Origin of the sequence: Celeribacter sp. (assembly GCF_048261515.1) — a bacterium.
In the GTDB taxonomy this organism is placed as follows: Bacteria; Pseudomonadota; Alphaproteobacteria; order Rhodobacterales; family Rhodobacteraceae; genus Celeribacter.
In genome coordinates, this window is the sequence record NZ_JBLXFZ010000008.1 from 49398 (window position 1) to 73608 (window position 24211).

Here is a 24211-nt window from a genome sequence, read left to right on the forward strand (position 1 = left end):
CGAATATCCAGCATAGGAGCCGACCATGGCCGCACCGAAACCCGTCGTCCTTTGTATTCTCGATGGTTGGGGTATCTCGCCGACAGGTGATGCCAGCGCGCCCGACCTCGCCGAGACCCCCACTTTCGACCGCCTGATGGCGGAATGCCCGAACAGCACGCTGATCACCTACGGTCCCGATGTGGGTCTGCCGTCAGGTCAGATGGGCAACTCCGAAGTTGGGCACACAAATATTGGAGCGGGTCGCGTTGTTGCGATGGATCTGGGTCAGATCGACCTCGCAATCGAGGACGGCTCCTTCTTCGAAAACAAAGCGATTGCCGACTTCTGCGACACGTTGAAGAAGAGCGGCGGCACCGCGCACCTCATGGGCGTGATTTCTGACGGCGGCGTGCATGGTCATATCGAACACACGCTGGCGGCGGCGAAGTTCGTTGCGGATCGTGGTGTGCCTGTGGTCATCCATGCGATCACGGATGGACGTGATGTGGCGCCCAAATCCGCGGATCGTTTCATCCCTGATCTCGTTGCGCGTCTGCCCGAAGGCGCGCGCGTCGGCACGGTGATCGGACGCTATTTCGCAATGGACCGCGACAACCGTTGGGAGCGTGTCGGCGAAGCCTATGTCGCGATGATCAATGGTGAAGGGCAGGAAACTGCGCCCTCGGCGGAGGCTGCTGTTGCGGCGGCCTACGCGCGGGATGAAAATGACGAATTCATCAAGGCGACGGTGCTCGACGGGTATGACGGCGCGAAGGACGGGGACGGTTTCTTCTGCCTCAATTTCCGCGCTGACCGCGCTCGCGAAATCCTGCGCGCCATCGGAGAGCCCGATTTTTCGGAATTCGACACGGGACCGCGCCCCGAGTGGGCGGCTCTGTTGGGCATGGTAGAATACTCCGTCCAGCATAACGAATACATGGCCACGGCCTATCCCAAACGCGAGATCGTCAACACAATCGGTGAATGGGTGGCGAAACACAACCTGCGCCAGTTCCGTCTCGCGGAGACCGAGAAATATCCGCATGTCACCTTCTTCCTCAATGGCGGCAAAGAAACGCCCGAAGTTGGTGAAGATCGTTTCATGCCTTCATCACCAAAGGTCGCGACCTACGATCTGCAGCCCGAGATGAGCGCGCCTGAAGTTACTGCGAAGTTCGTCGAGGCGATTGCAGCGGGTTACGATCTGATCGTCACCAACTATGCCAACCCCGATATGGTCGGGCACACGGGTGATCTCGATGCGGCGATGAAGGCTTGTGTCGCCGTTGATCAGGGATTGGGTCAGGTCGTCGAGGCGCTTGAGAAAGCGGGCGGCGCGATGATCGTCATTGCGGACCACGGGAATTGCGAAACCATGGTCGATCCTGTCACGGGTGGTGCGCATACAGCGCATACGACCAACCCCGTGCCCGTGATTATGTTCGGCGGACCCGATGGTGCGAAGCTCCGAGATGGCGGACGGTTGGCCGACGTTGCGCCGACGCTTCTAGACCTGATGGGGCTCGACCTGCCGCCTGAAATGACTGGCGAGAGCTTGATCGAGAAATGAACCTGATCCGCGCGGCCCTTCTGTCCTTGAGCCTATGGCCTTGTGCGCTCGTCGCACAGGATGCGCCCGCGGCTTTGGCAGAGGCGGCTGTTGCGCAGTTCGAGGAGGCGCGCGCGCAACTTGAGGCTGCCAACGCCGCTACGGATCGTGTTAAAGCGCTGACAGGCGTGATCCGCGCCTATGAAGAAGGTCTGGAAGCGATGCGTGCGGGGCTGCGTCAAGTGGCGCTGCGCGAGTCCGAATTGTCCGCTGAGTTTCAGGATGAAAGCGGGCAGGTGGCCAGTCTCATGGCCGTTCTTCTTACGCTCAAACCAGATGCCACGCCTGAAGCCCTGATCCACCCGACGGGCCCCTTGGGTCATGCGCGGGCGGGAATGCTGGTGTCCTCGGTTACTCCTGCGATGCAGGCCGAGGCCGAAGCACTGCGCATTCAGCTTCAGGAGGCGATGATCCTGCGCGAATTGCAGGGCGAGGCGCTCGCCACCTTGGAAAGCGGACTACAGGAAGCGCAAAACGCGCGCACAGCGCTTAGCCAGGCCATGTCGGACCGCACCGATTTGCCACGCCGATTTGTCACCGACAACGAGCGGCTTGAGACCTTGATTGCCAGTTCGGACACGCTTGAAGGATTTGCGTCGGGTCTCGCCGTGATGGATGTGGTTGATGGCGTTGCTCCGCTTCCTGCGCTCGGAGAGTCGAAGGGAAGCTGGCCAATGCCCGTTCGCGGCACCGTCCTGCGCGCGTTCGAAGAGGCCGATGCCGCAGGTGTCGCTCGCCCGGGATGGCTCGTCGCAACGCGTCCCCTCTCGGTCGTCGTTACACCGTGGCCCGCCACGGTGCGCTACCATGGCACTTTCCTTGACTACGGAAACGTGATCATCCTTGAACCAGCCAATGATGTCCTGTTGGTTCTTGCGGGGTTACAAGAGGTCTATGGCGAGATCGGTGACGTGATCCCCGAAGGAACTGCTGTAGGTTTGATGGGCGGCGCCGCCCCTGAACTCGACGCATTCGTTGAAAATGCGCAGGAAGGCACTGGCGCGGGGCTATCCGAGACGCTTTATATAGAGATAAGAGAAGGAGGCAGATCGGTCGATCCGGCGAATTGGTTCACCAGATAGGCGATTCCTCCACCCGACCGCGCGGCGACGGGTATGACTACGACACCGAACAGGATGCTTCTCGGCGCATCCGAGAGAGGAAGACGAATGAAAAAGCATATGATGGCCGGCGTTGCGGGCGTCCTTGCGGGAACGTTGCTGGCAACACAGTTTGCAGGCCCGTTGATTGCGCAGGAAACCGAACGCAACACCAACGTCTACGAGCAGCTCGACCTCTTTGGCGACGTGTTCGAGCGTATTCGCGCGCAATATGTCGAGGAAGTCGATGAAGAAGATCTCATCGAGGCCGCGATCGACGGAATGCTGTCCTCGCTTGATCCGCACTCCTCCTACCTCTCCCCGAAAGATGCCGCAGACATGCAGGTGCAGACATCCGGTTCTTTCGGTGGTCTGGGTATCGAAGTGACGCAAGAAGAAGGTTTCGTAAAAGTTGTCGCGCCGATGGATGGCACTCCTGCCGACATCGCGGGCATCGAAGCGGGCGATTTCATCACCCATGTGGATGGTGAAAGCGTTCTGGGCATGACGCTCGATGAGACTGTCGATCTGATGCGCGGGCCTATCGGGTCCGAGATCGTGATCACCGTGGTCCGTGAGGGGGTCGAAGAGCCTTTTGATGTGTCGATTATCCGCGATGAGATCAAGCTCACTGCCGTGCGCTCGCGCGTGGAAGGCAACACCATCGTCTTGCGCGTTACCACATTTAACGAACAGACCTATCCTAATCTTGAGGCAGGTCTGCGCGAAGGAATCGAAGAGTTGGGCGGTATCGATAACGTCAGCGGCGTTGTTGTGGACTTGCGCAACAACCCTGGCGGTCTGCTGGATCAGGCGATCCGCGTTTCCGATGCCTTCCTTGATGCGGGTGAGATCGTGTCGACGCGCGGCCGTAATGCGATGGAAAGTCAGCGGGTGAATGCGGCCACAGGTGATTTGGCCGAGGGGAAACCCATCGTCGTGCTGATCAACGGCGGGTCCGCGTCGGCCTCCGAGATTGTCGCTGGCGCCTTGCAAGATCACCACCGCGCAGTTGTTGTCGGCACCAAATCCTTCGGCAAGGGTTCTGTTCAAACAGTTATGAACCTGCGTTCGGGCGGCGGTATGCGTCTGACCACGGCGCGCTATTATACCCCGTCTGGTCGTTCGATTCAGGCGCTTGGCATTTCGCCCGACATCGTTGTGACGCAACCGCCGCGCGCGCCTGAAACGGACACTGAAGAAGAGGAAGCACCGCGCTTCCGTTCCGAGGCCGATCTGCGTGGTGCGTTGGATAACGACAGCCTCACGGAAGACGAGCGTAAACAGATTGAAGAAGAACGTGCCGCCGCTATCGAAGCTGCGAAGCTCCGCGATGAGGATTTCCAACTGGCCTATGCCATCGATCTCCTCAACGGTCTCGCAAAGATCGGTAACTAAGACCTAATCGGGCGCCTTTGGGCGCCCGTTCCACCTTGAGCGGATAAGCTATGACCATTGATCTCGAGACCCTGCCGTATCGTCCCTGCGTGGGTGTTGTGCTTTTGAATGCCGAGGGCCGTGTTTTCGTCGGCGAGCGAATTGATACTCCTGGTGCGTGGCAAATGCCGCAGGGTGGGATTGACGGGAATGAAACTCCGCATGAAGCCGCGCTCCGCGAACTTTGGGAAGAAACGGGTGTGACCTCTGACAAGGTCGAGACGTTGGCGCAAACCGCCGATTGGTTGACCTATGACCTGCCGCCCGAATTGCTCGGCAAGGTGTGGAAAGGTAAGTATCGCGGCCAGAAGCAACAGTGGGTGCTTTTACGGTTCTTTGGCACCGACGGCGATATCCGAATCGACACCGACCATCCCGAGTTTGCGCGTTGGAAATGGGTGGACGGATCGGATTTGGTCGAGGGGATTGTTCCGTTCAAACGCCATATCTACGAAGCCATCACGACGGAATTCGCGGACTACCTCGCCTGATTTCGGTGCTTTAGGCCCTGTTTTGCGAGGATAGGCCGCACGCGTTCTTTTGACTCCAATTGAGAACAAAAGGTGAATATTGTGATGCTATGTTTGCCGAACTCTCTGCCATTTCCAATTTCACATTCCTAACGGGCGCATCCCATCCCGAGGAGTATGTGATCCGTGCTGCCGAGCTGGGGCTCGCGGCGGTGGCGATTGCTGATGTCAATTCTGTTGCAGGTGTTGTGAGAGCGCATACGGTATGTCGCGAGATTGCCCGACAGGTGGCTGCCCGTGCCGCCGACCCTATCGGTCCGCCTCGTCCTGCGCACATTCCCAAACCACCCTCCGCGCCCGTTGATACGGTTCCGCGTCTGATCCCTGCTGCCCTTCTGGAGACGCAAGAAAAGATGCGCCTTACCGTTCTGCCGCGCAGTCGGGACGGCTGGGGCCGCCTGTCTCGGCTGATTTCCAAGGGGCGGTTGCGTGCGGAGAAAGGTTCCTGTGTTCTGGCTCTTGATGATCTTACCGACGGCCTAGGTGAATGCACGCTCTTGCTGCATCCGCCCGTTGGCTATGACGCTCCGCCGCGCACGAAATGGCACCACCACGCGCGGCAGTTGGTGCGGCATCTGGGAGACGATATGCACCTCCTTCTCTTTCCGCTCTATGATGGTCAGGATGACTCTCGCTGGTTGGAGTATCGCAAAATTGCGCGGGGTTTGGGTCTAAAACTTGTGGCAAGCGCGCGTCCGATCCTGCATCGGGCATCGCGGCGAAAGCTGGCTGATGTACTGACCGCCATCCGCACGGGTATTCGCGTTGACGACCTCGGGCGCACCGCGCAGGCCAATGCGGAACAGCGCCTGCGATCCCATGATGACATGAAGCGCCTTTTTTCCGCCCATCTAGATGCAGTCGCACGGGCGGGGGAAATCGCGGAGGCTTGCCGTTTTTCGCTCGACGAATTGCGCTACGAATACCCCTCCGAAATCGCGGACGGGGAAACACCCTCCGAGCGTCTCGCGCGTCTGTCCTATGAGGGATTGCGGCGCCGCTATCCGCAGGGCGCACCAGAGAAGGTGCGGAACATGCTCGACCATGAATTGCGCCTGATCGGAAAGCTGCACTACGAGCCCTATTTTCTTACCGTGAACGATATCGTCGCCTTCGCCCGTTCGCGCGGTATCCTGTGCCAAGGGCGGGGGTCAGCGGCCAATTCGGTCACGTGTTTCTGTCTTGGTGTCACATCCGTGAGCCCTGAGATCGGCACGATGGTCTTTGAACGGTTCGTTTCCGAGGCGCGCGACGAGCCGCCTGATATCGACGTGGATTTCGAACATGAGCGACGCGAGGAGGTAATTCAGCACATCTACGAGCGCTACGGTCGCCACCGCGCGGGTCTCTGTGCGACCGTGATCCACTATCGCGGGAAACGCGCCGTGCGCGAGGTAGGCCGCGCTATGGGGCTGACCGAGGATACGTTGTCTGCACTGTCGTCACAGCTTTGGGGTTTTGAAAGCGTCAGTCGTTCACGCGTTGATCGCTTGCGCGAAATTGGCCTTGATCCGCTGGACTCGAGACTAATCAAGACGATGGAGATGATTGAGGGGATCCAAGGTTTCCCCCGCCACCTGTCGCAGCACGTCGGCGGGTTCATCATCACCGAAGGGCGGCTCGATGAACTGGTCCCGATTGAGAACGCGACAATGGAAGATCGCACGGTGATCTGTTGGGACAAGGATGACATCGACGCGCTTGGCATCCTCAAAGTGGACATTCTCGCGCTCGGAATGCTCAGTTGCGTGCGCAAGGCGTTCGATCTGATTTCCGAGCACCATAAGATCAAATTTGATCTCGCAACCCTGCCGCCCGAGGATCCGAGGGTCTACGATATGCTCAGCGATGCTGACAGTCTCGGCGTGTTTCAGGTCGAAAGCCGCGCGCAGATGAACTTTCTCCCCCGTATGCGCCCGCGCAGCTTCTACGATCTCGTCATTCAGGTCGCGATTATCCGCCCTGGCCCGATACAGGGTGACATGGTGCATCCCTTCATTCGCCGTCGGAACGGGGAAGAAACGGTCACGCTGCCTTCCGACGCGCTCGGTGAGGTTTTGGGCAAGACGCTCGGTGTTCCATTATTTCAGGAGCAAGCGATGCAAATCGCCATCATCGGCGCGGGATTTTCACCCGAAGAAGCCGACCGGCTGCGCCGCTCTCTGGCGACATTTAAGAAGCATGGCAATGTCAGCGAGTTCAAAAGCCGCTTCCTTACGGGGATGTTGAGAAACGGTTATGATCTCGACTTCGCCGAGCGATGCTTTTCGCAGATTGAGGGCTTCGGCTCCTACGGTTTTCCCGAAAGTCACGCCGCTTCTTTCGCTCTTCTGGTCTATGCCTCTGCGTGGCTCAAATTCCATCACCCGGGGATCTTTGCCTGCGCGCTGCTCAATTCCCAGCCGATGGGGTTCTACGCCCCCGCGCAGATCATCCGCGATGCGCGCGAACATGGTGTCGTGGTGCGGCCCGTCTGTGTTAATGCCAGCTTCTGGGACAACACGATGGAGCCTGACGGAGAGGGCGGATTGGCGTTGCGCCTTGGATTTCGGCAAATCAAGGCGATGAAGGAAGAGGACGCCGAATGGCTGACGATGGCCCGTGGCAACGGTTATCGCTCACCCCATGATATTTGGCGACGTGCGGGGTTGGGGCCCTCTGTGCTGCGCGTTCTGGCCGAGGCCGATGCCTTTGCGCCCCTCGGTCTGGACCGCCGCTCCGCGCTTTGGGATATCAAGGCGCTTGGCGGCGACAAGCCCCTGCCACTCTTTGCGCGCGATCTTGATGGGGAGATCGTGGACGAACCGACCGTTCATTTGCCGAAAATGACCGAAGGTGAGAACATCGTGGATGATTTCGTGGCGATGCGCCTAACCCTTAGACGTCACCCCGTAGCCCTCCTGCGCGAGAGGCTTTCCCCTGGTTTAGGGGCGAAACCGATCCCTTCAACGGGTCTCGGTGCATTGCATGATCCGCCCTAGCTCAGCTGCTCAAGCAGGGTCTTTGACGGATACCCGTCAGGAGTCACACCGATGGACCGTTGAAAATCGCGGATCGCGTTGATCGTGTTCGGTCCAATAATCCCGTCCACCTTGTCATCCAGAAAGCCTTTGCGCTTGAGGATGCGTTGCATCTTCTTCTTCTCCGAGAAGGAAATCGGCTCATATCCGCGTGGCCACGACGCTTGAATCTCTGGCCCGCCACGCAGGCGATCCGCCAGATGGCCGACACCGATCACATAGGCATCCGCCTTGTTATAGCGCTCGATTACAGCGAAGTTGTCGAAGATCATAAATGCCGCACCCTGAGCGCCAGCAGGCAGGAGGATCGATGCACGTCCGTAGTTCGCAACGGGTTTTCCATCAATGCCGACGACGCCCAAGCGTGCCCAGTCCGCAGGAGGTTTCATGTTGTCGCGACGTGCCTGAGAAAAGTCGAAGCTCGAAGGCAGACGCACTTCTACGCCCCACGGTTGGCCTTTATTCCATCCATGCCGCGCGAGATATGCGGCGGTGGAGGCGAGTGCATCGGTCGGATCATCGGACCATATATCGCGCTTCCCGTCCCCATCACCATCGACGGCAAAGGCGAGGAAAGACGTCGGAATGAACTGCGTGTGCCCCATTGCACCAGCCCAACTTCCCTTCATCTTTCGTGCTGTCGTGTCGCCAGATTGCAAAATCTGAAGAGCGGCCATGAGTTGCCCTTCGAAAAACCGCCCGCGCCGTCCATCGAAGGCAAGGGTTGCCAATGCCTCAATCACGGGAATGTCCCCACGGGTCGCGCCGTAGGCACTCTCCAACCCCCAAACGGCCGCCACAATATGCCTATCGACGCCGTAAACACGTTCGATGCCGTCGAAAATGCGTTTATGCTTGCGAAGGGCCGCCTGACCATTGCTCACACGTGTTGGCGAGGCGGCGCTGTCGAGATAGTCCCAGATTTGCTTGGTGAACTCGGACTGGTTGCGGTCCTTGGCGATCACATCGGTATTCACCGAGACGCCGCGAAAAGCACGGTCGAGCACGGTTTGGGAAATGCCTTCACGTGTGGCTCGCGCTTTGAAAGCATCTACCCAACGTGAAAACGCGGCATTCGTTGAACTGGAAGCGGTATCCAAGTGGGCAACCTCCGACGGAACCATGGGTGAAACAGGCGCGCGTACAGTCTGCGCAGCCGCCATCGAAAGGCCAAGCCCCAAACAACCGATCAGACCACCGAAAAATCGCAACATGGAATTGCCCTCCTGCCCTTGAATGCGCGCCGAAAGCGTAACGTGACATTGAGCCCGAGGGAACGCAACGATGGAACGGTGGGCGATTTCTCGCTAGCGACGATTGCGGGTTACTTTCTTGCGGGTTTTGGCACGCTTAATCTTGGACTTGGCGGACTTGCGACCCGACGACCCCTTGCGGTGGCGGCGCGGTCCGATTGCCAAGCGCTCACCGTCGATTTCCAGCAACTCCAACTCCAACCCGCCAGTGGTCGGGATGGCTTCGGAAATCCGCACCAGAACCTTCTGACCAATCCCGAGAGTCGTTCCCGAATTGGACCCCATCAGGGTCTGTTTCTCAGGGTCGTAGACAAAAAACTCGGCGCCCAGAGACCGCACGGGAACCAGTCCGTCAGCGCCCGTTTCATCAAGTTTGACGAAAGCACCGAACTTTTGGATGCCTGACACGTGCCCTGTCATCTCGGTGCCGACACGTTCGCTCAGGTAGGAGGCAAGGTATCGGTCGGTCGTGTCCCGTTCGGCAGTCATGGAGCGGCGCTCGGTTTCGGAAATGTGCTTGGCCGTGGCTTCAAGGTCGTCAATTTCGGCCGCGGTCAATCCGTCTGACCCCCACCCGTGCGCCGAGATCAGCGCGCGATGGACGATCAGGTCGGCATAGCGGCGGATGGGCGAGGTGAAATGCGCATAAGATCGCAATGCGAGACCGAAGTGGCCGAAGTTCTCGGGGAAGTAATAGGCCTGCGTCATGGAGCGCAGCGTCGAGATGTTGATCAACTCGTCGTGGTCCGTGCCCTCAGCCTGCGCCAGTAGCTGATTGAGGTGGGAGGTGTGCAACACCTGCCCTTTCGCCAGATTGAAGCCCGACGCGGCCGCAACCTCGCGTAGCGCGTCGAGTTTCTCCACCGATGGCTCCTCATGCACGCGAAAGAGCAACGGCCGATTGCGCGCAAATAGCTCTTCTGCAGCGGAAACATTGGCGAGAACCATGAATTCCTCGATCAGCTTGTGCGCGTCGAGACGATCCGTGAAAGCCACAGAACTCACCCGCCCGTCCTCGCCAAGAATGATCTTGCGCTCGGGGAGGTCCAATTCGAGTGGTTGACGCTGCTTTCGAGCCACTGTGAGCGCGGCGTAGGCCTCGTAGAGGGGATCGATGACCGTATCCATCAGAGGCGCACACTTCTCGTTCGGCGCCCCGTCGCGAGCCTCTTGCACCTCTTTGTAATTGAGCGATGCGGCGGACTGCATCAGGCCACGATGGAAGCTGTGGGACAGTTTTTGTCCCTCGGAATCGATCACCATCTTGACGGCCAGACAGGCGCGCGGAACCCCTTCATGAAGCGAGCACAGGTCGCCCGACAGGCGGTCGGGGAGCATCGGCACGACGCGATCAGGGAAGTAGCTGGAATTGCCCCGTTTACGCGCTTCATGATCCAGAGCACTACCCGGACGCACGTAATAAGCAACATCGGCAATGGCGACCCAGAGAATAAAACCGCCCTCATTGGCCGGATTAGGGTCTCTTTCAGCCCAAACAGCATCATCGTGGTCACGCGCATCGGCGGGATCGATCGTGACCAACGGAATGTCCCGCAAATCCTCACGTCCCTTAAGGTCCGTTGGCTTCGCCTTGTCGGCTTCGGCGATGACATCATCGGGAAATTCGTCGGGAATCCCGTGCTGATGGATCGCAATCAGAGACACCGCTCTGGGGCCAGACGGATCGCCAAGCCGCTCGACAATACGGGCGAAGGGCAGGCCCATCCGCCCTTTAGGGCCAGCTTGTTCCGCCTCGACCAACTCGCCATCCTTCGCGCCGTGGACCCCGTCGGCGCGCACGATCCATTCCTTATCTGCGCCCTTATCGATTGGGACAATCCGACCACCTTCCGCATCTTGGCGGTAGATGCCGAGTATCTTTCGTGGATTGGAGCCTATTTTTCGGATCAATCGGGCCTGATAGCGGTGATCGTCCTCTTTGACTTCCTGTAGACGCGCAAGGATACGGTCACCTTCGCCAACGGCGGGGTCGGTATCGCGTAGCACGAGCAGAATACGCGGCTCCTGACCCTCACCCTGCCATTCCAGCGGACGGGCGAAGAGATCGCCGTCCTTATTTGGAGCCAGAACCGACAGAACGGATACTGGCGGCAGACTGTCAGGGTCACGGTAAGTCTTCCGCTGCTTCGAGAGGTGCCCTTCGGCCTCTAGCTCCTTGAGCACCCGCTTGAGATCGATCCGCGCAGCCCCCTTGATGCCAAACGCTTTCGCGATGTCACGTTTCGAGGTCAGGGTCGGATTCTCGGAAATCCATTTGAGGATGTCGTCTTTGGTGGGAATTCTGCTCATGCGAAAAGCGTAGCACGCGGCGGGAGGGCCGACCACAAGGAATGCATCATGTTGTCCCGTGGATCGCGTCCAAATCCCTGCGCGTGTCGACATCGCGAAGTGCAGGACCGTAAGCCCATGACGCATCAGGAAGGCTGGCAATTGTGTCGCTCAGCGCATGTGAGGTCGACCAGCGCACATCTCGCATAAACGTCCTGTTTGTAGCGCGTGCGTTGTGAAGACCGATGAGCCAGTAGCCGCCATCTGGCGCAGGGCCAACCACGGCATCATTCGATCCTAAAGTAGCAAAACAGGCTCGAATATGGCTATGATTCACGTCGGGAATGTCTGAGCCGATAATGCAGGTTGGTGCGGGTGCAAGCGTATCGAAAATGCTTCGCATCCGCTCGCCGAGATCGCCGCGCCCTTGAGGAATACGGGGAATGTGCGAGGGCCAGATACGACTGGTCAAGCCCTCCACGTCGGGACTAACGGCCAGCACCAAACTCCATCTCGGGGACTCGAGGCGTTGCAGCACCCGCATCACATTATGGCGGTACCACCACGTTGCGCGCACCACACCCACGTCTCGCGCCAGTCGGGTTTTGACACGACCCGCGTGCGGTTCCTTGACCATTACGACGAGGCGGGGCCTCAAAGCGCGCGTTCCATGTCGTAATGTGGGATGCCTGCGTCGAGGTAAACGTCACCCACAACCTTGAACCCGAGTCTCTCGTAGAACCCTACGGCGTGGTCCTGCGAGCCTAGGCGTGCGGTCCGCAGGCGCGGTCGAGTGCCGAGAACATCAATGCAATGGGTGATCAGCTTTGCGCCAAGCCCCGTGCCCCGATGCGACGCAAGCACACAAACACGCCCGATTTTCCCCACGTCTCCAACCTCGTAAACACGTGCCGTCCCCACAGGGGTGCCGCCCTCATCACAAGCCAGAAAATGCGTGCACTGGTTATCAAGATCGTCAATCTCGTCTTCCATTGCGATCCCCTGTTCCTTCACGAATACTTCGATCCGGAGTGCGCGGCAGGCGTCGAAATCTGTTGCTTCCTGAATAGTCACGGTCATGCGAAATACGTCTCGATTATGCGGAAATAGACCCGCTTGAGTTGGGTGATCTGCTCTACGGGAACGTGCTCGTCCACCTTGTGCATTGTCTTTCCGACGAGGCCGAATTCGACCACAGGGCAGTGGGCCTGAATAAACCGCGCGTCCGACGTTCCGCCCGATGTAGAGAGCGCGGGGGTAACGCCCGTTTCCGCCTCGACTGCCTGCGCGACGAGGTCCACGAATGCGCCAGGTTCGGTGAGAAAACTCTCACCTGAAATCGTCGCGCGGGTGTCGATTTCGATGTCAAAATCCTCCGCCACTTTCGCCGCCTTCGCGTCAAGCCATGCGATGAGCTCTGCACCCGTATGCGCGTCGTTGAAGCGGATATTGACGGTTGCGCGGCATTCGGCGGGAATCACATTCGTTGCGGGATTTCCTGTATCAAAGGTCGTCACCGCGAGCGTGGAAGGGTCGAAATGCGATGTGCCTTGATCGAGCGAATGGCGCGCGAGTTGATCGACGAGGGCAGCTAGGGCGGGGATCGGGTTCTTGGCGCGGTGCGGGTAGGCCGAATGCCCCTGAACGCCCCGCGCGGTGAAATAGGCCGTCAGCGAGCCGCGCCGCCCGATCTTCATCATCTCGCCCATTGTCTCGGGGCAGGTTGGTTCCCCCACAAGACAGTCGGTCATGCGCTCGCCATTGGCCGCCATCCAGTCAAGGAGCGCGACTGTTCCATCCGTTGCGTCACCCTCCTCGTCACCCGTGATTGCAAGTGCGATGGATCCGTTTTCGGGCTGGTTTCGGGTCACATAATCAATCGCGGCGGCGGCGAATGCAGCCACTCCCGATTTCATATCTGTCGCACCACGCCCCCAAAGAATCCCGTCAGAAATCTCGCCACCGAATGGGTCTTTGGTCCATGCGTCGATGTCGCCTACGGGCACAACGTCGGTGTGACCGTTAAAGCCCAAGGTGGGTGCATCCTTGTCGCCCCAACGGGCAAATAGGTTTGAGGTTTCGCCCCGATCCACACGGGTGCAGGCGAACCCCGCCTCCGTGAGCAGCCCGTCGAGCAAGACAAGCGCGCCGCCCTCATTCGGGGTTACGCTTTCGCACCGGATCAGATCGGCGGTTAATTGGATGGGATCAATGGTCATGCACGGGCTCCTTCGCTTGCAAAAGGGTTAGCGTCCCCATGCGCGAAAGACAAACAGAACACTTGCCGTGAGTTACGGCTGTTCGCCGCTTTCCTCACCGTCGAAAAACGGTGTCATTTGCGCGACGATAACTGCGTTCTCCTCAAGGGCCCGCTGCATTAGTGCGTCTTCCTCGTCGGAGATATCGTGGCCTTGGGCGATCCGCTCGTCACGGGTGCCATAACCTGTCACGTCGAGGGGGGCGACATCTGCCGTCTTAAGTACGGCGACTGTCTCGCGCACAGCCTCCGCCTCGTCGACGCCAGAGGCATAGACCATCAAGGCCCCGCCCGTCGCGCCCTTTGGAAGCCCGTCACCCTCCTTGCGCCCGATCTGGACGAGGAGGGTGTAGACCTTTTGCCGCGAGGACTTTTTCTTCGGCTTATCAGTCACGAAGCAGCTCGTTGATGCCAGTTTTCGAACGGGTCTGGGCGTCGACGCGCTTCACGATCACGGCGCAATAGAGGTTGATACCGTTCTTGGATGGCATGGAGCCCGCGACGACCACGGAGTAGGGCGGCACTTCGCCATACATTACTTCGCCCGTTTCGCGGTCCACGATTTTGGTGGACTTGCCGATGAAGACACCCATGCCGAGCACGGAGCCTTCGCGGACGATACAGCCTTCTACTACCTCGGAGCGCGCCCCGATGAAGCAGTTGTCCTCAATGATGGTCGGACCCGCCTGCATCGGTTCCAGAACGCCGCCAATGCCGACGCCACCCGACAGGTGAACGCCCTTGCCGATCTGTGCGCAGGAGCCGACAGTGGCCCATGTATCAACCATCGTGCCCTCATCGACGTAGGCGCCGAGGTTCACAAACGATGGCATCAGAACCACGCCAGGTGCGATGTAGGCGGATTTGCGAACGACGCAGTTGGGCACGGCGCGGAAGCCTGCCTCTTTCCACTGGTCATCGCCCCAGCCTTTGAACTTGCTGTCGACCTTGTCCCACCAGCCTGCGCCCTGCGGGCCGCCGGACTGCTCTTCCATGTCCTTGATGCGGAAGCCCAGAAGTACGGCCTTTTTTGCCCACTGGTTTACGTGCCAGTCACCGTTCTCACGGCGCTCGGCAACGCGCAGTGTGCCACTGTCGAGCGCGGCGAGCGTGTTTTCGATAGCATCGCGAGTCTCGCCTGTTGTGGCAGGGGTGATCGAGTCGCGGGCTTCCCAAGCGGCTTCGATGGCGGTTTCGAGTTGTGCGTTGGACATAAGGTCCTCCCGATCATGGAATATCTTTCCCAAGAGGCTATAGTCGGTGCCGAGCAAAGGCGCAACGCACGAGACAAGAGCGCCGCACACCAGACAAAGAAGAGGCAAAATGTCCGACAATCAAACTTCCCCGATCCACCGCCGCCATCCGCTGCGTGACAGTCACATGGACATGGAGGCGGTGCGCCAGACACCCGACACGCCGCAAACCCGTGCGCCGGCCTATGAACTGGCATTCACCGATGTGGATTTCATGTGTCGTGACGAGCTGCGGCCTGTCCGATTGCAGCTTGAATTGCTCAAACCCGAAATGATGATGAGCGAATACGGGGTGGAAAGCACCATCGTGATGTTCGGTGGTGCGCGTATCCCTGAGCCATCCAAGAAAGAAACTGCCAAGACCGAGACCCTTGCCGAATTGTCTCGCTACTACGATGAGGCGCGGACCTTCGCGCGATTGATGACGGAGCGGGCAAAGTGCAATGGACACCGCGAAGACGTGATTGTTACGGGCGGTGGTCCTGGTGTGATGGAGGCAGGCAACCGTGGCGCGGCGGATGCGGGTGGCGTTTCCATCGGTCTCAATATTGTGCTGCCCCATGAGCAGGCTCCTAACGAATACGTCACGCCTGATCTGTGTTTCAACTTCCATTACTTCGCGATCCGCAAGATGCATTTCCTGATGCGCGCGAAGGCTCTGGCTGTCTTCCCTGGCGGCTTCGGGACGCTGGATGAAATGTTCGAGACGCTGACGCTGATCCAGACGGGGCGGATGAACCGCATTCCCGTGGTGCTTTTCGGCGGCGATTTCTGGAACAGGATCATCAACTGGGAGGCGCTGGCCGATGCGGGCACGATTTCCCGCGATGATCTCGACCTCTTCAGGTTTGTGGAGACTGCTGAGGAGGCAATCGAAGTGATCGATACGTGGGGTAGCACCGACGAGCGGCGCAGGGATATTCCCGGGCGCTAAGCGTAGGGGTCGACAGGGGCGTAGTCTGTTGCACCCCTGCTCATTGGGTCACTGCACCTTTACCTCTTGGGCGTCACCCTCGATCACGATGGCGTTGCGGCGCAGGCCTATCATGTCCTTCATATAGCGTTCCATCGCCATGTCCTGCAGCACCGATCCAATGGTTTCGCCCTTCAGGCGCGCGATTATATGCAGAAGTTCGATAGTGGTTCTGGGCAGGCAAAGAGTGATGTTTTCCATGGGACTCTCGCGGAATTGGGGTCAGGAGGGTGTGGCTACAGCTGGCTTGAGCGCATCGACGAAACAGATCGGCTCGCCGTCGGAGGTGCAGATCAGCGGTGCGTTGCACCCGATGTGGATGGCATAACCGCGTTCGATGATCAGGTGCTGCAATTCCGCGTCGTTGCGACAGGCGGCGACCTCATGCGCGAGCCACGCACGAAGCGTATGCGCGGCCCGCGGACGATGTGCGCGCAGGGAGCGTTTCTGCTTTGTCTGCCTGACGATAGTTGTGACATATGCCCCGACAGGCCGTGGCGCAGACGCAAGAGAAGTATGGGGCCTGCGAGGGATGTCGTTGATGGCGGCGAATCTGGCGATATCGTGTTTCATGCCAACACCATGACTCGGCGTTGGTGAAGAAGCCTTTAACGCTGCTGGCGCGACTCGCGAGTAACTGTGAGCCGACCGCCAACAGCCTTTAGGTCATTTGGCTTCAGCTTCGATCTGCGCTCGTGATTTGCGTGCCCGTTCGGTGGCGGATTTGAGTTGGCCGCAGGCCGCCATGATGTCCTCGCCGCGCGGGGTTCGGATCGGGGAGGCATAGCCTGCTGCCATCAGGATTTTCGCAAAGGCATGGATGCGGTTGTTCGATGACCGCTCATAGGGCGATCCTGGCCATTCGTTGAACGGAATGAGGTTCACTTTCGCGGGAATGCCCTTGAGCAATGCTACGAGACGATGCGCATCTTCGTCGCTGTCGTTGACGCCTTTCAGCATGACATATTCAAAGGTGATCCGCTCGGAGTTCGACGCCTTGGGATATTCGCGCAGCGCATCAAGAAGCGCCTCGATGTTCCAGCGTTTGTTGATCGGCACGAGTTTGTTGCGCGTCTCGTCGTCGGTCGCGTGGAAGGATACGGCCAGAAGGCAGCCGATTTCTTTCGCGGTGCGGTGGATTTCGGGGACGACCCCAGAAGTCGAAAGCGTGATGCGGCGGCGGCCAAGCTGGATGCCCTCGGGGTCCATTACGATCTTCATCGCGTCGCGCACGTTCTCGAAATTGTAGAGCGGTTCACCCATACCCATCAGAACGATGTTGGACAAAAGCCGCGCCTTGCCCTCGTTGGTCGCACCGCGCTCGGCCCATTCGCCGAGGTCGTCACGTGCCATCATTACCTGACCGACGATCTCGCCGGCCGTGAGATTACGCACCAGCTTCTGTGTGCCTGTATGGCAGAAGGAGCAGGTCAGCGTGCAGCCCACCTGCGACGAGACACAGAGCGTGCCGCGATCCTCTTCAGGGATATAGACGACTTCGACTTCGTGCCCGCCGTTGATACGGACGAGATACTTGCGGGTGCCATCCTCGGAGACCTGTTTGGACACGACCTCGGGCACACGGATATCGCAGCGCTCCGTCAATTCCGCGCGCAGGGCTTTCGACAGGTTCGTCATGGAGTCAAAATCGCGCACGCCCCACTGGTAGATCCATTGCCAGATCTGTCCCACGCGCATTTTCGCTTGTTTCTCAGGCGTGCCCGCCTCAATCAGAATCTGACGCATCGCGTCGCGGGTCAGGCCGACAAGATTGATCTTGTCGCCGCTCTCGCCGTCTTTGCGCGGAATGGTCAAAACGTCCTGCGTGATGGGTGCGCTCGGTGCCATGGGATACTCGTGGATGGTGTGAATGAGCGCCGCTTCTACAGGATTCTCACGCTTTAGGGAAGCCGCATGAAAAACCCCGCGCCGCGGCGCAGGGTTCGTGTCGTTAAATTCCTGAAAGGAATGATCAGTTACTGCACCGCTTGGCCGCGTCCTCAACGGTCGCTGTGAACCCCAGAAGAGAGAAGGTGTCTTTGGTAATGGTGCCCCGTGAGGAGCGCCCCGTCAGAATGGCCGAAGCCCCGCGCTTCATCGCCGCAACGATCTTGCTGTCGTCTTCTGGGGTCGTGGCCCATGCCGTTTCACCTTCGGTGAAGAGCGCGAAAGACGTGCCGCCGATCTCCATCGTGACTTCGGAACCCGAAGCAAAGGGATAACCGCCCGCGAAGGACACCTGACCATTCACGCCATCGCCTGGCGCATAAGAGACAAAGAGCAGGATCTCCCCACGACGCACGGATTTGATCCGCCCCGATGCATCGGTGTTGACGGTTTCTTTCGGTTTGGACACGGCCCAGCATTGGCCAGAATCCTGAAAGCCATACCAATCTGTGTTTTCTGCGACCTGATTGGAGCTCTCCTGCGCAAATGCGGCTGTGGCGCACACGGCGATCGCTGCGCTGGCAATAAGCTGTTTGGTGTAGTGGAACATGGGTTCGACTGCCTCTGACTACCTCGCCCGATCAATACGCGCGTCCCTGTCTTGGTGCGAGGGGTTGGTCGCGTAACGGGCCTGTTTCTTATACTGCGGTCACCATACGTAATTCCACGGTTTTGGGAAAGCCGTGTTGGCAGAAATTCGCTGAAACGTGAAAACGCGGCCTTTGCCTATAGATTAAGCAGCTTAGAGCCACTCGGAGAGAAGCTTCACAGCGAGCGCCGTTGAGGTCACGACAAGCACAGGTTTGATCAGTCCTGCGCCTATCTTCGTGGCGAGCTTCGAGCCGATATAGGCGCCCGCGATCTGTGCCGCCCCCATGGCCAGCCCAAGCGCCCACAGAGGTGATGTAACCAACAGGAACCCTGCCAAGCCGCCGACATTGGACGCGAAGTTCAATAGTTTCGTGTGTGCGGTCGCCTTGAGCACGCCAAACCCCGCAAGCCCAACGAAGGCGATCATGAAAAACGCGCCCGTGCCAGGTCCGAGCATTCCGTCGTAAAACCCGATCGCGGGCACGACAGTCAGGCCAAAGAGAAAAGGCGTCATCCGCTGTGCGCGGTCGAGATCACCAAGGCCCTTCTTGAAAGCGAAGAAAAGCGCGATGGCGATGAGAAGAAAGGGCAGCCCGATGCGGATCACATCCGTAGGCAGGGAGGCGGCCAGCAGTGCGCCACATACGGCACCCGCAAAGGACAGGAGCGCCGAAGCCCATTGCCGCGCCAGATCAACGTGACCCGCTCGCGCGTAGTTGATCGCCGCCATCGCCGCGCCGAACAGCCCTTGCACCTTGTTCGTCGCCAGCGCGGTGACCGGCGGCACGCCCGCGAGCAGCAGCGCAGGCACCGTAATCAGCCCGCCGCCGCCCGCAATACTATCCACGAACCCCGCAACGAATGCCGCGACGATGAGAAGAGCGAGTGTCTCGGAGGACACGACAAAGGCGAGGTCGGTGAGGTTTTCCATCAGGCACGGTCCACGGATCAGACCGCGAACTCATCCTTTGAATAACCCTGAATATAGAGCAAGGCAGTAAGGTCGCCGTGGTTGATCTTCACATCGCACTTCGCCTGAAGCGCAGGTTTGCCGTGCAGCGCTACACCCGTTCCCGCGCTCGACAGCATCAACAGATCATTCATCCCGTCACCTACGGCAATTACTTCTGAATGGTCGATTCCGAGCGTTGCAGTGATCTCGTTGAGCGCGGTGAGTTTGGCCTCCTGCCCAAGGATCGGACGCACCACGCGGCCCGTCAGCTTGCCGTCTGCCACTTCAAGGGTATTCGCGCGGTTCTCGTCAAAACCCAACTCTGCGGCGACCTTTGCGGTAAACGCCGTAAAGCCACCCGACACCAACGCCGCGTAGCCACCATTTGCCTTCATCGTAGCCAGAAGCGCCTTGCCGCCGGGCATGAAGGTGATACGCGTGTTCAGCACGTGGTCGATGATGCTTTCGGGCAGATCGGCCAGCAAGCCAACGCGCTCGTCAATCGCGCCCTCAAAGTCCAGCTCGCCGTTCATCGCCTTGGCTGTGATCTCCGCCACACGGTCGCCCACGCCTGCTTCGGCAGCCAGTTCGTCGATGCATTCCTGTTGGATCATCGTGCTGTCCATATCCGCCAGAAGCATCTTTTTACGCCGCCCTTCGAGGGGTTGGATCACCATGTCGATGTCCTCACCTTGCAGCGAGGACCAGACATCGGAAGCATTGCTCGGCGCCGTTTCCACAATGAATTCAGCTGCTTCTCCCGTGGCCAGCCATTGTGCATCCCCGCCGCCCCACGCATTGCGTAGCGCCTCTACAGGCTCGCGGCCAAGGGACGGGTTAGCGGGGTGGGTCAGAAGGGTGACGACGAACATCGGGCAAAACCTCCGTGGATGGATCTTGCCGCCTCATAACGCGTGCCCGCCTGCGTGACTAGGGGCCGTGGCGTATTCGGGCCTCCTGCACCAACGGCGCGACAAAATGTGCCTGTCACGAGATTGGGAATTGCCAGACGGAGATTCTCCCTATAAACGCGGCGGCGGGACACCTCTCCCCAACGAGAGGCACATATCTGGAAGGATACCAGCAATGGCTATTCAAGCTCCGGCAACGCGGCCGGCTAACCCGCGTTTTTCGTCTGGCCCCTGTGCCAAGATTCCGACGTTTTCCCTTGATCTCCTCAAAGATGCTCCGCTTGGTCGTTCGCACCGCGCGGCTATCGGCAAAGAAAAGCTGAAGGCCGCTATCGAGACGACGCGCGAAGTTCTTGGCATTCCTGCCGATTACAAGATCGGGATCGTCCCCGCCTCTGATACTGGTGCCGTTGAAATGGCGCTTTGGTCTCTGCTCGGTGCGCGTAAGGCAACCATGTGTGCATGGGAAAGCTTCGGCGCGGGTTGGGTGACTGATGTGGTCAAGCAACTCAAGATCGACGCCGAAGTGAAAACCGCCGACTACGGCGACATCGTGGACTTCGCTGACGTTGATTTCGACACCGATGTTGTCTTCACATGGAACGGCACGACCTCTGGTGTGCGTCTCCCCAACGGCGACAAAATTCCCTCGGACCGTCAAGGGCTTACCATCTGTGACGCGACTTCGGCGGCCTTTGCGATGGACCTGCCTTGGGACAAGCTCGATGTGACCACCTTCTCATGGCAGAAAGTTCTGGGTGGCGAAGCCGCGCACGGGATGTTGATCCTGAGCCCGCGCGCCGTGGAACGCCTTGAAAACTATACACCTTCCTGGCCGCTTCCGAAAATCTTCCGCCTGACCAAAGGTGGCAAGCTGATCGACGGTATCTTCACTGGTGCCACGATCAACACGCCTTCCATGCTGGCGGTTGAGGATTATCTGGTCGCTCTGGACTGGGCGAAATCGGTCGGCGGGCTCAAGGGTTTGATCGCTCGCGCGGATGCAAACTCCAATGTTATCAAGGAGTTCTGTGACGCGAAGCCCTGGATTGCCAACCTCGCCAATGATCCTGCAACGGCGTCCAACACCTCTGTGTGCCTCAAGTTCACCGACGAGCGCATCAAAGACGGCGCCGCCTTCGCCAAGGCCGTTGCAAAACGCCTTGAAAATGAAGGGGTTGCGCTGGATATCGGCGCTTACCGCGACGCGCCTGCGGGCCTTCGTATCTGGTGCGGTGGCACGGTTGAGACCTCCGATATCGAGGCTCTGATGCCGTGGCTCGAATGGGCCTTTGAAGCAGAAATCGCCGCGCAATAAGGCGTCTGCTTTGCGTCGGACATCTGTCGGACATGTGTATGGCACGTGTCGGCAGACGACCATTTTCGGATAGTGCTGCGGGCGGACACGCCCGCACGTCCCCCCAAAAGAATTTATTGACCAAGGAGTGCGCCAAATGGCCCCCAAAGTTCTCGTCTCCGACAAACTCTCGGAAACCGCCGTCCAGATCTTTCGCGACCGTGGCATCGAAGTCGACTTCATGCCCGAGCTTGGCAAAGACAAAGAGAAGCTTGCCGAAGTCATCGGCAAATATGACGGCCTCGCCATCCGCTCTGCCACCAAAGTGACACCCTCGCTTCTGGAAAAAGCCGACAACCTCAAAGTGGTCGGTCGCGCCGGTATCGGCACCGACAACGTCGACAAGGAAGCCGCGTCGAAAAAAGGTGTGATCGTGATGAACACGCCCTTCGGCAACATGATCACCACCGCAGAACACGCGATTGCGATGATGTTCTCCGTGGCACGCCAGATCCCCGAAGCCTCCGTGTCTACCCACGCGGGCAAATGGGAAAAGTCGAAATTTATGGGCACCGAGCTGACTGCGAAGACCCTCGGCGTCATCGGCGCAGGCAACATCGGCGGCATCGTTTGTAACCGCGCGATTGGCCTGAAAATGAAAGTGATCGCTTACGATCCCTTCCTCTCCGAAGAGCGCGCCGCTGAAATGGGTGTTGAGAAAGTCGAACTCGACGAACTTCTCAAACGCGCCGACTTCATCACGCTGCACGTTCCGCTGACCGATTCGACCCGCAACATCCTCTCGAAAGAGAACCTTGAGAAAACCAAAAAAGGCGTGCGGATCATCAACTGTGCCCGTGGTGGTCTTGTGGACGAAGTCGCTCTGGCCGAACTGCTGAAATCCGGCCATGTCGCTGGCGCGGCCTTTGACGTGTTCGCCGAAGAACCCGCCAAAGAAAACCCGTTGTTCAACCTGCCCAACGTGGTCTGCACCCCGCACCTCGGCGCCTCCACCACGGAAGCGCAAGAAAACGTGGCGCTGCAAGTGGCCGAGCAAATGTCTAACTACCTCATCGACGGTGCCGTTGAGAACGCGCTCAACATGCCTTCGATGACTGCCGAAGAAGCCAAGGTCATGGGCCCGTGGGTCAAGCTGGCCGAGCATCTCGGTTCGTTCATCGGCCAAGTCACCGAGGAAGCGATTGAGACGATCAACATCACCTACGACGGTGTTGCCTCCGAGATGAACCTCAAGGCACTGGAAGCCGCCGTTGTCGCGGGCATCATGCAGGCCGTGAACCCCGACGTGAACATGGTCTCCGCTCCGGTGATCGCGAAAGAGCGCGGTATCCAGCTTTCGAAAACCACGCAGGATGCAAGCGGCGCGTTTGACGGCTACATCAAACTCGACATCCAGACCGTCGAGAAATACCGCACCATCGCGGGCACGGTCTTCTCCGATGGCAAGCCGCGCTTCATCCAGATCAAAGGCATCACCATCGACGCCGAAGTGGGCGAGCACATGCTCTACACCACGAACAAGGACGTTCCGGGCATCATCGGTAAACTCGGCACGCTGCTTGCCGAGCATGAAGAGAACATCGCGAACTTCACCCTTGGCCGCGCGGATGCGGGTGGTGACGCGATTGCGATCACCTTCCTCGATACGCCGCTGAAGCCTGAGACGGTCGAAGCGCTCAAGGCATCGGGTCTATTCCAACGTGTGAACCCGCTGCACTTCAAAGCATAATCGCGCCCAGATAAGGCAAGGTTAGAAACGATTAAGGCCGCCCCTCGGGGCGGCCTTTTCCGTTGCGCGTCTGCGCAGATGTTTAGGCGATGAAGCGGCCATTCGTGATGCGTGTGGCCTCCTCAATTGGCCAGTTGTAGATGTAGACCCACGCGGTCACTGTGCCATCGTCGCTTTGGATCTGACGCCTTTCGCGGCGGTATTCATATGGCTCGGAAAAGGTGCCGCCGATGTCCTCGTAAAGATCGAGGGCGGCGATGACCTTGTCTGCGTTCTCGTCCAGACGAAACAGATCGCCATGCACCACGTCATCAGGATCATCGCTATCGGTCACACCAGGATAGCTGTGATTGACGCGGTAGAGTTTGCCCTGCATCTGCGCCGCGCCCAGATGCTCGGAATTTGCGCGTAGCAGATCGGCCATTTTGTTGCCGCTGGTGGCGTGCATCAGCGTGCCATAGACGAACAGAAGGTCGCCATCCGCGGCGTGGAGATCGGTCATCATGCCCTCTTCTTCGCTTCCGCCACGAGGTCGGTCAGATTCTCATACCCGTAGTCCGTGAGATACTTGAGGACGAATTCGTGTTCGTTCAGGCCGTTGATGTAATACTCGAACATGTCGAACACTTCGTCGCGCTTGAGATTGCCGTATTTGAGTTGCACGGCGATGAATTCAAAGAAGTTGAGGTAGTCCACGAAAGCTTCATGGACAACGGTGCCGTCCTCCGCTTCGATATCCCGCGCGAGTTGTTTGATCTCGTCCTCTGGTTTGTAGTCCAGAAGGCGGCGGATCGGGTCGAAACGGTCGTTTTCGTAGAACTGTTGGTAGAGGCGGTAGAGCCATTCCGCGCGGCGCAGTTTGGCATCACGATGATACGTTTGCAGGGCTAAAAGGGCGGTTACGGAGCCGGCTGCTGCTCCGAGGGCCATTCCGAAATTGGCACCGTTGACGAGGGCGATTCCCAGAACGATTACGGCCCCGATGGAATACAGAACATATACTTGCACTTCTCGAAGCGATTTCATCTTTCTGTGGTCTCCGTTGGCACTTTATGCGCCG

General features: G+C 58.9%; 23 protein-coding genes. 8 read left to right on the plus strand and 15 right to left on the minus strand.

The window, feature by feature from the left end; genetic code table 11:
* Window positions 1-25 precede the first annotated feature (25 nt).
* From gpmI to ACN0SC_RS14245, 5 genes are all read left to right on the plus strand, one after another.
* Window positions 26-1552, plus strand: coding sequence for a 2,3-bisphosphoglycerate-independent phosphoglycerate mutase (gene gpmI, locus ACN0SC_RS14225; protein WP_417250348.1), 1527 nt, complete (start codon window positions 26-28; stop codon window positions 1550-1552).
* The gene (locus tag ACN0SC_RS14230; protein ID WP_417250349.1) at window positions 1549-2673 is read left to right on the plus strand and encodes a murein hydrolase activator EnvC family protein; all 1125 of its coding nucleotides are present in this window, start codon (window positions 1549-1551) and stop codon (window positions 2671-2673) included. Before gpmI ends, ACN0SC_RS14230 begins: the two co-directional genes overlap by 4 nt.
* A gap of 87 nt (window positions 2674-2760) precedes the next feature.
* The gene (locus ACN0SC_RS14235; protein ID WP_417250350.1) at window positions 2761-4089 is read left to right on the plus strand and encodes a S41 family peptidase; all 1329 of its coding nucleotides are present in this window, start codon (window positions 2761-2763) and stop codon (window positions 4087-4089) included.
* Window positions 4090-4139: 50 nt separating this feature from the next.
* Complete coding sequence (locus ACN0SC_RS14240) at window positions 4140-4619, plus strand: RNA pyrophosphohydrolase (protein WP_417250351.1); 480 nt, start codon at window positions 4140-4142, stop codon at window positions 4617-4619.
* A gap of 89 nt (window positions 4620-4708) precedes the next feature.
* Window positions 4709-7639: an error-prone DNA polymerase gene (locus tag ACN0SC_RS14245; protein ID WP_417250352.1), complete on the plus strand. Its 2931-nt coding sequence runs from the start codon at window positions 4709-4711 to the stop codon at window positions 7637-7639.
* On the opposite strand, the gene ACN0SC_RS14250 is transcribed toward ACN0SC_RS14245, so the two are convergent.
* The 7 genes from ACN0SC_RS14250 to dapD all read right to left on the minus strand — a co-directional run bounded on the left by ACN0SC_RS14250 (window position 7636) and on the right by dapD (window position 14691).
* Window positions 7636-8892, minus strand: a complete 1257-nt coding sequence (locus ACN0SC_RS14250) for a lytic murein transglycosylase (protein ID WP_417250353.1) — start codon at window positions 8890-8892, stop codon at window positions 7636-7638. The genes ACN0SC_RS14245 and ACN0SC_RS14250 overlap by 4 nt on opposite strands.
* A gap of 93 nt (window positions 8893-8985) precedes the next feature.
* Entirely contained in the window at window positions 8986-11241 is a 2256-nt protein-coding gene (rnr, locus tag ACN0SC_RS14255) for a ribonuclease R (protein WP_417250354.1), read from the minus strand.
* Between the two features lie 46 nt (window positions 11242-11287).
* Window positions 11288-11857, minus strand: a complete 570-nt coding sequence (locus ACN0SC_RS14260) for a TIGR04282 family arsenosugar biosynthesis glycosyltransferase (RefSeq protein WP_417250355.1) — start codon at window positions 11855-11857, stop codon at window positions 11288-11290.
* 17 nt (window positions 11858-11874) lie between these two features.
* Entirely contained in the window at window positions 11875-12300 is a 426-nt protein-coding gene (locus tag ACN0SC_RS14265) for a GNAT family N-acetyltransferase (RefSeq protein WP_417250356.1), read from the minus strand.
* Window positions 12297-13439, minus strand: a complete 1143-nt coding sequence (gene dapE, locus ACN0SC_RS14270; protein ID WP_417250357.1) for a succinyl-diaminopimelate desuccinylase — start codon at window positions 13437-13439, stop codon at window positions 12297-12299. The genes ACN0SC_RS14265 and dapE overlap by 4 nt, the downstream gene beginning before the upstream one ends.
* Before the next feature lie 72 nt (window positions 13440-13511).
* The gene (locus tag ACN0SC_RS14275; protein WP_417250358.1) at window positions 13512-13871 is read right to left on the minus strand and encodes a hypothetical protein; all 360 of its coding nucleotides are present in this window, start codon (window positions 13869-13871) and stop codon (window positions 13512-13514) included.
* On the minus strand, window positions 13864-14691 hold the full coding sequence (dapD, locus tag ACN0SC_RS14280; protein WP_417250359.1) for a 2,3,4,5-tetrahydropyridine-2,6-dicarboxylate N-succinyltransferase: 828 nt from the start codon (window positions 14689-14691) through the stop codon (window positions 13864-13866). The genes ACN0SC_RS14275 and dapD overlap by 8 nt, the downstream gene beginning before the upstream one ends.
* A gap of 109 nt (window positions 14692-14800) precedes the next feature.
* Here dapD and ACN0SC_RS14285 point away from each other — a divergent pair, with 109 nt between their 5' ends.
* Window positions 14801-15664: a TIGR00730 family Rossman fold protein gene (locus ACN0SC_RS14285; protein ID WP_417250360.1), complete on the plus strand. Its 864-nt coding sequence runs from the start codon at window positions 14801-14803 to the stop codon at window positions 15662-15664.
* A 48-nt stretch (window positions 15665-15712) separates the two neighbouring features.
* On the opposite strand, the gene ACN0SC_RS14290 is transcribed toward ACN0SC_RS14285, so the two are convergent.
* The 6 genes from ACN0SC_RS14290 to serB form a co-directional block, all read right to left on the minus strand.
* On the minus strand, window positions 15713-15904 hold the full coding sequence (locus tag ACN0SC_RS14290) for a hypothetical protein (protein ID WP_417250361.1): 192 nt from the start codon (window positions 15902-15904) through the stop codon (window positions 15713-15715).
* Between the two features lie 21 nt (window positions 15905-15925).
* Entirely contained in the window at window positions 15926-16276 is a 351-nt protein-coding gene (locus ACN0SC_RS14295) for a hypothetical protein (RefSeq protein ID WP_417250362.1), read from the minus strand.
* Between the two features lie 93 nt (window positions 16277-16369).
* Complete coding sequence (gene rlmN, locus ACN0SC_RS14300) at window positions 16370-17551, minus strand: 23S rRNA (adenine(2503)-C(2))-methyltransferase RlmN (protein WP_417250363.1); 1182 nt, start codon at window positions 17549-17551, stop codon at window positions 16370-16372.
* Window positions 17552-17675: 124 nt separating this feature from the next.
* Entirely contained in the window at window positions 17676-18200 is a 525-nt protein-coding gene (locus tag ACN0SC_RS14305; RefSeq protein WP_417250364.1) for an invasion associated locus B family protein, read from the minus strand.
* A gap of 192 nt (window positions 18201-18392) precedes the next feature.
* A complete protein-coding gene (locus ACN0SC_RS14310) occupies window positions 18393-19172 on the minus strand; it encodes a TSUP family transporter (RefSeq protein ID WP_417250365.1) in 780 nt (259 codons plus the stop codon).
* Between the two features lie 17 nt (window positions 19173-19189).
* On the minus strand, window positions 19190-20065 hold the full coding sequence (gene serB / locus ACN0SC_RS14315; RefSeq protein WP_417250366.1) for a phosphoserine phosphatase SerB: 876 nt from the start codon (window positions 20063-20065) through the stop codon (window positions 19190-19192).
* A 214-nt stretch (window positions 20066-20279) separates the two neighbouring features.
* Between serB and ACN0SC_RS14320 the strand changes: the two genes are divergently transcribed.
* Both ACN0SC_RS14320 and serA read left to right on the plus strand, forming a co-directional pair.
* On the plus strand, window positions 20280-21422 hold the full coding sequence (locus ACN0SC_RS14320) for a phosphoserine transaminase (RefSeq protein ID WP_417250367.1): 1143 nt from the start codon (window positions 20280-20282) through the stop codon (window positions 21420-21422).
* Between the two features lie 136 nt (window positions 21423-21558).
* Window positions 21559-23151: a phosphoglycerate dehydrogenase gene (gene serA / locus ACN0SC_RS14325; protein WP_417250368.1), complete on the plus strand. Its 1593-nt coding sequence runs from the start codon at window positions 21559-21561 to the stop codon at window positions 23149-23151.
* Window positions 23152-23233: 82 nt separating this feature from the next.
* Here serA and ACN0SC_RS14330 read toward each other — a convergent pair whose 3' ends face one another.
* Complete coding sequence (locus ACN0SC_RS14330) at window positions 23234-23656, minus strand: gamma-glutamylcyclotransferase family protein (protein WP_417250369.1); 423 nt, start codon at window positions 23654-23656, stop codon at window positions 23234-23236.
* Complete coding sequence (locus ACN0SC_RS14335; RefSeq protein ID WP_417250370.1) at window positions 23653-24177, minus strand: hypothetical protein; 525 nt, start codon at window positions 24175-24177, stop codon at window positions 23653-23655. Before ACN0SC_RS14335 ends, ACN0SC_RS14330 begins: the two co-directional genes overlap by 4 nt.
* Window positions 24178-24211: the final 34 nt, after the last annotated feature.

Bases quoted from the DNA above. Each gene is read 5' to 3' on its own strand.
- gpmI (WP_417250348.1), top strand. From the start codon at position 26: ATGGCCGCACCGAAACCCGTCGTCCTTTGTATTCTCGATGGTTGGGGT.
- ACN0SC_RS14230 (WP_417250349.1), top strand. From the start codon at position 1,549: ATGAACCTGATCCGCGCGGCCCTTCTGTCCTTGAGCCTATGGCCTTGT.
- ACN0SC_RS14235 (WP_417250350.1), top strand. From the start codon at position 2,761: ATGAAAAAGCATATGATGGCCGGCGTTGCGGGCGTCCTTGCGGGAACG.
- ACN0SC_RS14240 (WP_417250351.1), top strand. From the start codon at position 4,140: ATGACCATTGATCTCGAGACCCTGCCGTATCGTCCCTGCGTGGGTGTT.
- ACN0SC_RS14245 (WP_417250352.1), top strand. From the start codon at position 4,709: ATGTTTGCCGAACTCTCTGCCATTTCCAATTTCACATTCCTAACGGGC.
- ACN0SC_RS14250 (WP_417250353.1), bottom strand. From the start codon at position 8,892: ATGTTGCGATTTTTCGGTGGTCTGATCGGTTGTTTGGGGCTTGGCCTT.
- rnr (WP_417250354.1), bottom strand. From the start codon at position 11,241: ATGAGCAGAATTCCCACCAAAGACGACATCCTCAAATGGATTTCCGAG.
- ACN0SC_RS14260 (WP_417250355.1), bottom strand. From the start codon at position 11,857: ATGGTCAAGGAACCGCACGCGGGTCGTGTCAAAACCCGACTGGCGCGA.
- ACN0SC_RS14265 (WP_417250356.1), bottom strand. From the start codon at position 12,300: ATGACCGTGACTATTCAGGAAGCAACAGATTTCGACGCCTGCCGCGCA.
- dapE (WP_417250357.1), bottom strand. From the start codon at position 13,439: ATGACCATTGATCCCATCCAATTAACCGCCGATCTGATCCGGTGCGAA.
- dapD (WP_417250359.1), bottom strand. From the start codon at position 14,691: ATGTCCAACGCACAACTCGAAACCGCCATCGAAGCCGCTTGGGAAGCC.
- ACN0SC_RS14285 (WP_417250360.1), top strand. From the start codon at position 14,801: ATGTCCGACAATCAAACTTCCCCGATCCACCGCCGCCATCCGCTGCGT.
- ACN0SC_RS14290 (WP_417250361.1), bottom strand. From the start codon at position 15,904: ATGGAAAACATCACTCTTTGCCTGCCCAGAACCACTATCGAACTTCTG.
- ACN0SC_RS14295 (WP_417250362.1), bottom strand. From the start codon at position 16,276: ATGAAACACGATATCGCCAGATTCGCCGCCATCAACGACATCCCTCGC.
- rlmN (WP_417250363.1), bottom strand. From the start codon at position 17,551: ATGGCACCGAGCGCACCCATCACGCAGGACGTTTTGACCATTCCGCGC.
- ACN0SC_RS14305 (WP_417250364.1), bottom strand. From the start codon at position 18,200: ATGTTCCACTACACCAAACAGCTTATTGCCAGCGCAGCGATCGCCGTG.
- ACN0SC_RS14310 (WP_417250365.1), bottom strand. From the start codon at position 19,172: ATGGAAAACCTCACCGACCTCGCCTTTGTCGTGTCCTCCGAGACACTC.
- serB (WP_417250366.1), bottom strand. From the start codon at position 20,065: ATGTTCGTCGTCACCCTTCTGACCCACCCCGCTAACCCGTCCCTTGGC.
- ACN0SC_RS14320 (WP_417250367.1), top strand. From the start codon at position 20,280: ATGGCTATTCAAGCTCCGGCAACGCGGCCGGCTAACCCGCGTTTTTCG.
- serA (WP_417250368.1), top strand. From the start codon at position 21,559: ATGGCCCCCAAAGTTCTCGTCTCCGACAAACTCTCGGAAACCGCCGTC.
- ACN0SC_RS14330 (WP_417250369.1), bottom strand. From the start codon at position 23,656: ATGATGACCGATCTCCACGCCGCGGATGGCGACCTTCTGTTCGTCTAT.
- ACN0SC_RS14335 (WP_417250370.1), bottom strand. From the start codon at position 24,177: ATGAAATCGCTTCGAGAAGTGCAAGTATATGTTCTGTATTCCATCGGG.